Source organism: Noviherbaspirillum sp. (genome assembly GCF_035944575.1).
Taxonomy (GTDB): Bacteria; Pseudomonadota; Gammaproteobacteria; order Burkholderiales; family Burkholderiaceae_D; genus Noviherbaspirillum.
On sequence record NZ_DASZBA010000197.1, the window covers coordinates 66,321 to 76,280 of the forward strand.

General features: G+C 54.1%; 8 protein-coding genes and 1 tRNA gene. 5 read left to right on the top strand and 4 right to left on the bottom strand.

Annotated features, from left to right (window positions below; all coding sequences use genetic code 11):
• Positions 1-144: 144 nt before the first annotated feature.
• Positions 145-789, bottom strand: a complete 645-nt coding sequence (locus VGU61_RS15425; protein ID WP_326860082.1) for a response regulator transcription factor — start codon at positions 787-789, stop codon at positions 145-147.
• Between the two features lie 8 nt (positions 790-797).
• Positions 798-2,129: a PAS domain S-box protein gene (locus tag VGU61_RS15430; protein ID WP_326860083.1), complete on the bottom strand. Its 1,332-nt coding sequence runs from the start codon at positions 2,127-2,129 to the stop codon at positions 798-800.
• Between the two features lie 373 nt (positions 2,130-2,502).
• Between VGU61_RS15430 and VGU61_RS15435 the strand changes: the two genes are divergently transcribed.
• Positions 2,503-2,952: a DUF2721 domain-containing protein gene (locus tag VGU61_RS15435; protein ID WP_326860084.1), complete on the top strand. Its 450-nt coding sequence runs from the start codon at positions 2,503-2,505 to the stop codon at positions 2,950-2,952.
• Positions 2,953-3,529: 577 nt separating this feature from the next.
• On the opposite strand, the gene VGU61_RS15440 is transcribed toward VGU61_RS15435, so the two are convergent.
• A tRNA-Asn gene (locus VGU61_RS15440) sits at positions 3,530-3,605 on the bottom strand.
• Positions 3,606-3,692: 87 nt separating this feature from the next.
• On the bottom strand, positions 3,693-4,907 hold the full coding sequence (locus tag VGU61_RS15445) for an amino acid aminotransferase (RefSeq protein ID WP_326860085.1): 1,215 nt from the start codon (positions 4,905-4,907) through the stop codon (positions 3,693-3,695).
• A gap of 118 nt (positions 4,908-5,025) precedes the next feature.
• On the opposite strand from VGU61_RS15445, the gene uvrB reads away from it, so the two are divergent.
• From uvrB to VGU61_RS15465, 4 genes are all read left to right on the top strand, one after another.
• Positions 5,026-7,122 carry an excinuclease ABC subunit UvrB gene (gene uvrB / locus VGU61_RS15450; RefSeq protein ID WP_326860086.1) on the top strand — a complete coding sequence of 699 codons (2,097 nt, stop codon included), beginning with the start codon at positions 5,026-5,028 and terminating at the stop codon, positions 7,120-7,122.
• Positions 7,123-7,142: 20 nt separating this feature from the next.
• Positions 7,143-7,934, top strand: a complete 792-nt coding sequence (locus VGU61_RS15455) for a uracil-DNA glycosylase (RefSeq protein ID WP_326860088.1) — start codon at positions 7,143-7,145, stop codon at positions 7,932-7,934.
• A 208-nt stretch (positions 7,935-8,142) separates the two neighbouring features.
• The gene (locus VGU61_RS15460) at positions 8,143-8,643 is read left to right on the top strand and encodes a low molecular weight protein-tyrosine-phosphatase (RefSeq protein ID WP_326860094.1); all 501 of its coding nucleotides are present in this window, start codon (positions 8,143-8,145) and stop codon (positions 8,641-8,643) included.
• Between the two features lie 227 nt (positions 8,644-8,870).
• Positions 8,871-9,812 (top strand): hypothetical protein, encoded by a 942-nt coding sequence (locus VGU61_RS15465; RefSeq protein WP_326860089.1) that lies wholly within the window; start codon positions 8,871-8,873, stop codon positions 9,810-9,812.
• Positions 9,813-9,960 lie beyond the last annotated feature (148 nt).

Here is a 9,960-nt window from a genome sequence, read left to right on the forward strand (position 1 = left end):
TACAAAAGAAAGTGGGATTTACTGATAGGAGTTAGCTGACAAAATAAAGTCAACAGAAAAACCGCAGCAAGGGGCTTTTTGTGGGATTTTCGCAACCGCTGCCTGGCTTTGTACTATTTTTTATTCCAGGCGGGTACAGGCAGGCTAGTTCTTCAGTGGACCGAGCAGGCGATGTTGCACGGCATACTGCACCATTTCCGCCAGCGAATTCATGCTCATTTTCTGCAGAATCCGAGTTTTGTGCGTGCTCACCGTCTTGGCGCTCAGATGGAGCGAATCGGCGATTTCCGTGATCGATTTCCCGCTGACCAGCAACGTGAATACTTCGAATTCACGGTTGGATAGCTGCTTGTGTGGCAGTTCCTCGTTTGTCGGCATCGCGTCCATGGCCAGTTGCTCTGCAACTTCCAGGCTGATGTAGGGGCGACCGGCAGCGACCTTGCGGATTGCGCTGACCAACTGCGTGCCGGCGCTCTCCTTGGTGAGATAGCCGCGCGCGCCGGCACGAATCGCGCGGACCGCGTACTGCTCTTCCTCGTGCATGGTAAGAATCAGGATGGGGAGCTTCGGCACTTCATCCTTGATCTGCCGGATCAACTCTACGCCGCTGCGGCCGGGCATGGATAAATCCAGCATCAGGAGGTCGAATCCCCCCTTTCGGACATGGGCAAGCGCTTCGAAGCCATCCACGGCTTCGCCAACAACCTCGATGTCGTCAGCGCCGTCCAGAATACGCTTGAGTCCCTCTCGCATGATGGTGTGATCATCGGCGATAACGATTCGAATCATAGGCTCTTTTAGTGAATAGGAAAGGAATCGATCGGAATGGATACCGAGATCTCCACCCCATGCGGGTTAATGTTGCCGACCGTAATTGTACCTCCTAATATGAAAATCCTTTCTCTCATTGTCATCAATCCATAACAGCCGGGTTTGCTTTCGCTGCCGGCAGCGATTCCCTTGCCGTTGTCCCGCACGGTCAAGTCCAACTTGCTGCCATTGCGGAGCAGAATGAGTTCCACCTGGCTAGCCTCGGCATGGCGCTCGATGTTTAAAAGCGCTTCCTGTATCACCCGGAACACGGCCGATTCAATGGGGTCGCCCAACTTGCTCTGAACGCCGCCAAGGATGAGCTGGCACGCGACGCCGGTCCTCTTCTGGAAATTGTCGGTCATCCATTCCACGGCAGGAATGAGGCCGAAATCGTCGAGCAGAGGAGGGCGCAAGGTCGATGCCATCGTCTTGGTCATCGTAATGACCTTGTCCAGCATTCCTTGCATTTGAGCAACTCTCGCCGGCACGCAGGCATCGGTTTCCGGAAGGCTGTTTTCCAACCAATCCAGGTCCAGCTTGAGGACGCTCAACCGTTGGCCTATATCGTCGTACAGCTTCTTGGAAAACCGCCGCTTCTCCACTTCATTCGTCTGTTGCGACGATACGGCGAGTTTCCGCAAGTCGGCGCGGCGGATCGGGCGTTTCTTGGTGTCGAAGCCGGTAAGCGCCTTATCCTCCTGTAGCACTACGATCAGGAAGGGTTCTCCCTGCATGGTGGTACGGGATGCGCTGGCATTGACAGCGAATTCCTCGCCGCTCACATGCAAGCCCTTCAGCGCCACTTTAAGTTTGCGTCCATTGACGGGAATCGACGCCAGTCGGGCCATTCTGCGGCGCTGTTCCGCGCCCAGATGCGGCGGCAGCAGTATATCGACCGATTTGTTAAGCAAATCGTGCGCCGGGTATCCAAACATCCTTTCGGCAGTGTGGCTGATCAGAACGATCTTGCATCGCACGTCGAGCACCACCAAGCCCTCTGTCGTGGAATGGACCAGGTTGGATAGCGAAGAGCCAGCCTCGATAGCAGGGAAACGCGGGCTCGTTGCCGCGACGTTATGAGAACGTACGGAAGACTCGGGTTCCAGATAAGTCGTCATTGCGGATCTCTCTTGCAGGCGCGTTGTAACAACGATCGGTGTCAACAGGGCAGACATGCTTGCCGAAGGCTTGCACCAGAGGGAAGCCATGCACGTGCAGGCACTCCCTGTGCAAATCGCCTGGCGGCGTAACGCCATCCTTCGCCAGTCTTTTTGGTATTCGGATAAGCCGATCCCACCCTTTTTCAGGACCACCATCAATGTCCAGCAGGCCAAGTAATGTGAATAGCGCGGATTTGCGTGTCACGCGTTGCATTTGGTCAAATCTGATTCAATCAACGCTTTTACAGCTAAACCGCCATGGAAAAGCTGGCGTTAAGGAGACGGTTCCCCTGTAAAAACAGTTGTTCTGCCAGGCAAGCGCTCATTTGAGAGCGCGACGCTGATGTTTGCACCGTCGCGATGCCTGGCCTGATACCCTCTTTGCAGATGTGACAGCATCCGATTGCGCTAGGGTCCGCTTATTTGCATTTTCGGAATCGATAAAAATCAAACGCGTGTCAAATTCTTTTGTCGTCGGTGTCAACTGATAGACTAGTTCGCTCCTCGATACCTGCGGATAGTGCTCACTATGCAAATACAGCTCGGCGACATTGGTCACATCATTCAATTGGCAATCGCGCCAGTGTTCCTACTGACCGGGGTCGGAACCAAGCTCGCTGTATTGACGAACCGATTGGCTCGCATCATCGATCGCTCGCGGCTATTGGAGGAAAGGGTTAATGCTGCCGGCATGGCGGATATGACTGACGCGTTGGCTGAACTGGAAACCCTGTATCAGCGCGCAACGCTGATCAACAGGGCGATCACGCTAAGCACGATCTGCGGTTTATTGATTTGCATGGTGATTGCGACGCTGTTTGTCGGGGATGCGCTCGATCTGGCCCTCGCCCAGATCATTGCCCTGTTTTTCGTGCTCGCCATGCTGTCGCTGATCGGCAGTTTTGTGTGTCTGCTTAGGGAAATCTTTATCGCTACTAAAACGCTTTCAATGCGTCATTTTTCATCCAAGAAAAAATAGCATCGGGACGTCCGGAGCCGGAATGTCTTTTTTGTGACTCCGGATTGGATAGTCAAAGCGTCGATCGTCTGGACGATAGACTGATCCGATCGCAGGATGAAGAAAGCGCACACGCCATGGGCGGAGTGCGCAGTCGCCGCAGCGTCAAAAGTGACTATTGTCAACAACTCCGCTTGTATTGCTGCTGTAATAAGAGTGACGCAATTACAAGAATGGAGAAGATCGTGATCACAGCGATACTTTATCTGCTTATTGTCCTCGCAATCTCACTCATTGCCGAAGTCGTCATTCGGGCATTACTGGAACTTGAAGACGCACCCTGGCGTTGATGAAACACCCGGACCGTTCTGGCAGCGATCGCCGTTCAGTAAATGTATTGCTTGAGCTGGGGGTGCATGCGATTGATCAATAAGACTGCTGCGACTCTAGTCCTTATTGTTTCGGGCATAGGCCTGGCTGTCAGCTGACCGACAGGCTTACGCAGGGCGGCAGGAAATGCATGGTGAAGCAAGTGGGTTGGTAGTGCAGCTACCCAAAGAAAAAGGGGTTACGTTTGCACGTAACCCCTTGTATTCTGTGGCTCCCCGACCTGGACTCGAACCAGGGACCTGCGGATTAACAGTCCGTCGCTCTACCGACTGAGCTATCAGGGAACAGAGAAGCTATTATAGGGGGATTTCCTTGCTCCTGTCAAAATTTTGAGAGCAAAATTTTGAAAACTTTCTTCCTGTCTGATGAAATCAGAGCAGGCTTGCGATTGCGGCGGCAATCGTATCTACATTCCGTGAGTTCAGCGCAGCGACGCAGATACGTCCGGTGTCGACCGCATAGATCGAATGCTCGGTGCGAAGTTTCTCTACCTGGGCCTTGGTGAGGCCGGAGTAGGAAAACATGCCGCGTTGCTGGATGACGAAATCGAAATTATGGCTTGGCGCCTTTTCTTTCAACTTCAAGACCAGTGCTTCGCGCATCTCGCGGATGCGTACACGCATACCGGCAAGTTCTTCCTCCCACAGCTTGCGCAGATCGGGTGTGGACAGCACCGTTGCAACCACTTGTCCTCCGTGAATAGGAGGATTGGAGTAGTTGGTGCGTACCACGCGCTTCAATTGCGAAAGCACGCGAGCGGCTTCTTCGCTGCTGACTGCGACGATGCTCAATGCGCCGACACGTTCGCCGTACAGCGAGAACGATTTTGAAAACGAATTCGATACGAACAACGGTCCACCCGCGTCGGCAAAGCGCCGTACAACTTTGCCATCGGCGTCAATGCCATCGCCGAAACCCTGGTAGGCCATGTCAAGGAAGGGCACAAGACCGCGTTCCGTCACGACCTTGATGACATCGGTCCATTGATCCGCGGTGAGATCGGCGCCGGTCGGATTATGGCAGCAGGCATGCAGTACCACGATCGAACCCGACGGCATACTGTTCAGAGCGCTGAGCATGCCAGGAAAGTTGACGCCACGGGTGGTCGGATCGTAGTAAGCGTAATTGTTGACGGTAAAGCCGGCAGACTCGAAGAGTGCCCGGTGGTTTTCCCAGCTGGGGTCGCTGATCCACACTTGTGATTCAGGCGAGAAGCGCTTCAGAAAGTCGGCGCCCAATTTCAGTGCTCCGGTACCGCCGAGTGCCTGCACGGTAATCGCACGCTTCTCTTGAACTACGGGGCTGTCGGCACCAAATACAAGCTCTTGCACCGCCTTGTCGTAAGCGGCCAATCCTTCGATCGGCAGGTAGGTGCGCGGACTCGCTTTCTCCATCAATTGCATCTCCGCTTTCCGTACGCATTCAAGCAAGGGAACCTTGCCATTGTCGTCGTAATAAACGCCCACGCCGAGATTAACCTTGTTCGGGTTTTTGTCGGCATTGAATCCTTCGGTAATTCCCAGGATCGGGTCGCGAGGCGCCATCTCGATGGCGGTAAACAGGGAAGCGGAAGAGGATTGGTTCATCGTGATAACATGAAAAGTTGGCTGCGGAAGTTTTGCTTTGCAGCGGGTTGTATGCGGTGCAAGGCCGTATGTCTCGCGCCGAATTGCAACTTATTATTCTACCAAAGGTCCAAACCAGATGGCAGATTTATCCCAAGTTCCCAGCGCGATTGACGAATCAAAAATCGTCACTTTCCCGGACTCGCCCTATCGTCTGTATCAACCATTCTCTCCTGCCGGGGATCAGCCGGCTGCCATCGCCAAGTTGGCGGAAGGCATCGAGGATGGTTTGTCATACCAGACCTTATTGGGCGTCACCGGTTCCGGTAAAACCTATACGATGGCCAATGTGATTGCACGCATGGGCCGACCGGCCATTGTATTTGCGCCCAACAAAACGCTGGCCGCCCAGCTGTATAGCGAATTCCGCGAGTTTTTCCCGCAGAACGCGGTGGAATATTTCGTCAGTTATTACGATTACTACCAACCTGAAGCTTACGTGCCGCAGCGGGATCTTTTCATCGAGAAAGATTCGTCGATCAACGAGCATATCGAGCAGATGCGGCTGTCCTGCACCAAGTCGCTGATGGAGAGGCGGGATGTCGTCATCGTAGCTACTGTGTCCGCAATTTACGGTATCGGTAACCCGAATGAGTATCACCAGATGATCCTCACCCTGCGCGCGAAGGACAAGGTCAGCCAGCGCGATGTCATTGCACGTTTGATACAGATGCAATACACCCGTAACGAGGTGGACTTCGGACGCGGTACTTTCCGTGTTCGCGGGGATGTGATCGACGTCTTCCCGGCGGAGCATGCGGAACTCGCCCTGCGCATCGAGACTTTCGATGACGAAATCGACAGCCTTCAGTTATTCGATCCGCTGACCGGTCGTGTCCGACAGAAAATTCCCCGCTTCACCATCTATCCCGGCTCGCATTACGTCACGCCGCGAACCACCGTCCTGCGCGCGATCGAAAGCATCAAGGAAGAACTGCGCGACCGGCTGGAATGGTTCCGCAGCCAAAACAAGCTGGTTGAAGAGCAGCGCCTGGAGCAGCGTACACGCTTTGATCTGGAGATGATGGCCGAAATCGGCTTCACCAAGGGTATTGAAAATTATTCCCGTCATCTGAGCGGAGCGAAGCCCGGAGAGCCGCCGCCTACGCTGGTTGATTACCTGCCCCAGGATGCCATCATGTTTCTCGACGAGTCGCACGTATTGCTGGGACAGTTGAACGGCATGTACAACGGCGACCGTGCGCGTAAGACGAATCTCGTCGATTACGGTTTCCGCCTGCCTTCGGCACTGGACAACCGGCCGTTGCGCTTTGAGGAATTCGAAAGCAAGATGCGTCAGACGGTATTCGTATCCGCCACGCCCGCCGAGTATGAAAAGCAGCACGCCGGACAGGTGGTGGAGCAGGTGGTGCGTCCGACCGGCCTTGTCGATCCGCAGATTTCGGTCCGGCCTGCGAGCTCGCAGGTGGATGACCTGATGTCGGAAATCACCGAACGGGTAAAGAAAAACGAACGTGTTTTGGTCACGACCCTGACCAAGCGGATGGCTGAACAGTTGACTGAATTCCTCGGCGACAACGGTATAAAAGTCAGGTATCTCCACAGCGATATCGACACCGTGGAACGGGTGGAAATCATTCGCGATCTGCGTCTGGGCACGTTCGATGTACTTGTGGGCATCAACCTTCTGCGCGAGGGCCTCGATATACCCGAAGTCTCGCTGGTGGCCATTCTGGATGCGGACAAGGAAGGCTTCCTGCGATCCGAGCGCAGCCTGATTCAAACCATCGGCCGTGCGGCGCGTAACCTGAACGGCACGGCGATTCTCTATGCAGACAGGGTCACGGACTCGATGCGCCGTGCAATCGACGAGACCGAGCGGCGGCGCGCCAAGCAGATCGCCTTCAATCAGGCAAATAACATCACGCCGATGGGAATCCGGAAGGAAATCCGCGAACTGATCGATGGTGTGTACAGTCCTCAGGAAGCTCGTCTCGAATTGCAGGTCGCTCAGGAGCAGGTGAAGTACGAGTCGATGAGCGAAAAACAGGTCAGCAAGGAGATCAAGCGGCTGGAAAAGCTGATGATCGATCATGCAAAGAACCTGGAGTTCGAGAAGGCGGCCCAGGTGCGCGACCAGCTCAGGATTTTGAAAGAACAGCTTTTCGGCGCACCGGGTGCGGATAATGTCGTGTCAATTCTTGGCAAGACTTAGCCGATGCGCATCCGCCTATCATGACCGCATCCATACCGAAGCCGATACTCGATGCAGTTAAGCTGGCAGATCGCTCCTGGCAGCCTGTGTTGATGCAGGCGCTGGCAGAGATGGCGCAGGCCGATCCAGGCTATCTGCCTGCGCTCGTGGAGGATACTTACCTCCCGACCCAGGGGCGGTTATTTGCCGCCTTCATGATTCCCCTCGATGCGGTGCGGTATGTGCTCGTCGGGGAGGGGCCTTATCCCAGGGAAGAAAGTGCCACCGGCGTCTGCTTCATGGACGGGGCGGTCAAATCGCTATGGTCCGAAACGGGCTTGTCGAAGCAGGTCAATCGCGCAACCTCGCTGCGCAATTTCATGAAAATGCTGCTGGTTGCGGACGGCCGTCTGCAGCCCGACAATACTTCCGGGAGCGCGGTTGCAGAGATTGCAACAAACGCGCTTTCTCCAGCATCACCCTACATCGAGACACTGACCGAACTGCAGGCCAATCTGACCCGCCAAGGTTTTCTGTTGCTCAATGCATCCCTCGTGTTCCGGCCGGACGTGCCGCCGGTCAAGGATGCGCGGGCGTGGCAGCCATTTATGGAAGTAGTTTTCCAAGCGCTGGAGCAGCATGCAAGTCAACACGGCGCGCCGCTGCCTACCCTGGTTCTGTGGGGGAAAATCGCCGAACAGCTTCATGTGCTGCCGTCCAGCGGCCGTTTCCCGCGCGCGGTCTCCGAGCATCCCTATAACCTGTCATTCATCCGCAATGCGGTCATGCAGTCGCTATTCGGGCCAATGAAGCTGCTTTACAAGCAGACCTGATCTTCCTGGCCTTTCCCCCAGCGGCAACATAGCTTCAATCACCAAGAAGTTGTTTTGCATCATGTCTTTAGACGCTGATTTTGGCGATGATGGTCCCATCATGGCGGCCGACTCAGCGTTTTCGCATACTGCCGGCGACTAGCAACTTGCAGAGGGAGATGCGGTGTTGAGCGCATACACAAACACAAGACCGGATGCGAAATTAAGGATTTCACTTCCGAAAGAGCCCTTTTCGATCCTGTTCGTTTGTACAGCGAATATCTGTCGCTCGCCCACAGCCGAGAGTGTGATGCGCAAGCAGATCACCGATGCCGGATTGCAAAGCCGCATCATCGTCGATTCCGCCGGAACCCATGATTACTACGTCGGCGCGCCGCCGGATGTTCGCGCACAAGTCGCCGCGCGCAAGCATGGCTATGATCTGGCTTCGCTCCGGGCCCGGCAAATCCAGCCGTCGGATTTCGAGGATTTCGATTTGCTGCTCGCAATGGATATGAACAATCTCGCGATACTGAGAGCGATGTGTCCGGAGCGCTACCTGCCCAAAGTTCGGCTGTTGATGGACTATGCCAGCCGTGAGAGTCCTTCCGTGATTGAAGACCCGTTTTCGGGGACTGCCCGCCAGTTCGAAAAGGCATTGAGTCACATCGAAGAGGCCTGCATGGGATTGATGGATTTGCTGCTCTATGGCCAGATAACGCGGCGTTGACAGGTAATGTTCCGAGTAGCTTGTGTTAGCACAAACACAATGTAAGGCTCTCATGGCGATGTAAAAGATACAAATACTCAACAATACAATTCTTTCTTGCAGGATATAAAAGCCTAAATACACTGTACTTATATGGTTGATTTTTTCACTGGTTGCTGAGAGCGCGATTGGTATGGATATTGCATTAATGTCATTACTCGTCGGGTTGTCATCATAAAAGCAGAGCTATGAAAATTTCGGGCACAGCATTGGCGGTTTCGGGTTGGCTTACTCTCGCTCCGGTATGGGCTGATGTAGTGGCACAAACAGAGCGGGAACAGCCAGATATGTCGGCGTATTCAGATTCAGCATCTTTACTGGAAAATCCGGATGACCGAGCGACCAAGGCAAAGGAGCGGGCGAGCATTGGAGAGCAAAAGCGGCCCTCATTCAGCGTCACCACTTCTGCCTTCGATGCATATGCGTTGCGACCGGCAAGCGAGTCCGGCGAATTTTCTGAAGTCAGCGATCTGAGAAGTCTGCTTGCCGAACATTGGCTTGACCCTGCCCATGCCCCATATCGGCAGTTCACGCTCGGATACGCGTGGCGTGGATTGAAATATGAAAGCTCTTCAATCGCCGCCACGGAGGGCTATCAGCCGGCGACCTACGAGGGATTGAAGCTTAAGTCTGCCTCGCGCCGTCTTTCATTCAGCCCATCCGAAAATTGGACCTTCAAAATTGGCCGTGGTTACGTCAGCAATCTCGATCAGCTACGCGCCGATGATCAAGTCAAACGGACTGCAATCGCAGCGACATACCAGCAATTGGTCGGTGACGCAGATTGGCAAACAACTTTTGCATGGGGACGCAACGTCCGGCGTTTTCGCGAACGGAATACCGGGTACCTGATGGAATCAATCTTCCGTGTCCAGAAAGCGCATTCGTTTTTCGGTCGTCTCGAACAGGTTGGGAGCGATGACCTTTATCGGGAAAATCAATCTTCCCAGCATCCGCTATTCAAAGTTAAGAAAGTAACCGTTGGTTATTTCCATGATGTGCGCTTCAACCAGGAAGTGCGCTTCGATGTAGGCGGCCTCGTCAGCAAACATCTTGTTTCTTCTGAAACAAACATCTACGGCACAAACCCGACATCTTTTATGATGTTCGTGCGATTGAAATTACAGTAGCCGCCTTCACCTCTTCATAACCGGTTCGCTGAAATCTGTTCGGCGAACCTCCTCTCTCTATCCTCGATTAGTACGAAATCGTCACTTAATACCTGACGAATTTACTCAGGTTTGGTATACTTGAGTAAATTATTCGGGAATACCGGAC